This window comes from Saccharophagus sp. K07, from assembly GCF_014336955.1.
GTDB lineage: Bacteria > Pseudomonadota > Gammaproteobacteria > Pseudomonadales > Cellvibrionaceae > UBA5868.
Genome location: NZ_QRAI01000017.1, coordinates 1 through 1,308 on the forward strand (window position 1 = coordinate 1; position 1,308 = coordinate 1,308).

Annotated in this window: 2 protein-coding genes; one reads left to right on the forward strand and one right to left on the reverse strand. The window is 45.6% G+C overall.

Features of this window, described 5'->3' with window-relative positions; translation table 11 throughout:
• On the forward strand, nucleotides 1-746 hold a 746-nt coding region (locus tag DWB84_RS18760; RefSeq protein WP_187411353.1), incomplete at its 5' end, for an RHS repeat-associated core domain-containing protein.
• Between the two features lie 450 nt (nucleotides 747-1,196).
• Here DWB84_RS18760 and DWB84_RS18765 read toward each other — a convergent pair.
• Complete coding sequence (locus DWB84_RS18765; protein ID WP_370589749.1) at nucleotides 1,197-1,295, reverse strand: hypothetical protein; 99 nt, start codon at nucleotides 1,293-1,295, stop codon at nucleotides 1,197-1,199.
• Nucleotides 1,296-1,308: the final 13 nt, after the last annotated feature.

A 1,308-nucleotide genomic window follows, 5' to 3' on the forward strand; every position in this document is an offset into this window, starting at 1 on the left:
GTGGAGTCGGCAGCCTAACTGGACGCTTCGGCTACACAGGGCAGATGTTTTTGCCGGAGTTGGATCTTTATTATTACAGAGCGAGAATCTACAATCCGGCGCTCGGGCGGTTTTTGCAAACCGATCCGGTTGGGTATGAAGATCAGATGAATCTTTATGCTTATGTGGGGAATGATCCGGTTAATTACATCGACCCCACCGGGGAAGTAAAAATTGGCGTTGGTGTGTCCGCTGAGCTCGTTGTTGCTGCAGGAATAAGGCTTTCACTGGGTTTTAGTCTCGATACGGAGAACTTGGAAATTTCGGTAAAGGGAGCTGCTGGTCCCAGAGTAGGTCTTGCTGCAGGAGTTGCTTATAACGGATCCATTCAAGCAAGTCCGGGAGATGCTCCGGTATCGGAAGTTACGACTGACATAGTGGTCAATGCAGATGCGAACGCAGGCCCCGTCTCTATTGGCGGAGACATAGTTTCATCCAAAAATGGAGAGGTTAAAACCTTAGCTGGAGGTCAAGTTGGAATTGGGCTCGGTGATGCTGGCGTTGAATTGAAACCCCAAGTGAAATTTGGAGCTTCGGTTGGAGTTGAGATTTCAGGTGAAGCCACTTCTGCAGTAATTCCAAAGATTAGAGATTTGACAAATGGCGGCTCTAGTAATAACAGACCTGCCAACAATAGTGATAACGGAATGAGTTCTCGCATAATGAAAATTTGTTCTGGAATGGGCGCACAAAGAGGTGGATGTTGAATGGAAATTACTTATTCTAAAGCTCGTACAAAATTCATTCGAACCCTTTATGTCGCTTGGGGTTGTGCGGGCCTTTTATTGTTTGTTGAAAATTTGACATTTGTTATTTTGCTTGCAACCTTATTTACGGCTTGTGCAATCCGACTTATGACCATATGTTGTGAGAAGTGTGGTACGCCGGTCTATTTAGGAAATTCAAAGATATTTGGGCTTCCTGAAATTAGGCTGTTTCCCTCGAAAAACTGCCCAAAGTGCGGAGTTTCTCGATAATCAAAAAAGGGGAATTTATTTGAGTGAAGCCCAGCAAAGCCGGGCTTTTATGTCTACACGATTGTCATTTGCATCAAGTGATTTTCCAAATGTTGCGATTTCTTGATTGGTTTGCGACCTGCCCAATTTGTTAGCCTACCAAAGCAAAAGCCCGACGAATCCCTCCGCCGGGCTTTTTCATCATCGAGTACAAAGCTCTCCCTGCAACTGCGGCAATTCCGCACTGTCGCTGCCTTTATTGCCCTGCATACCAAAGCTGACAGTTTGTCCCGGCAAAATATTGCCATTCCAA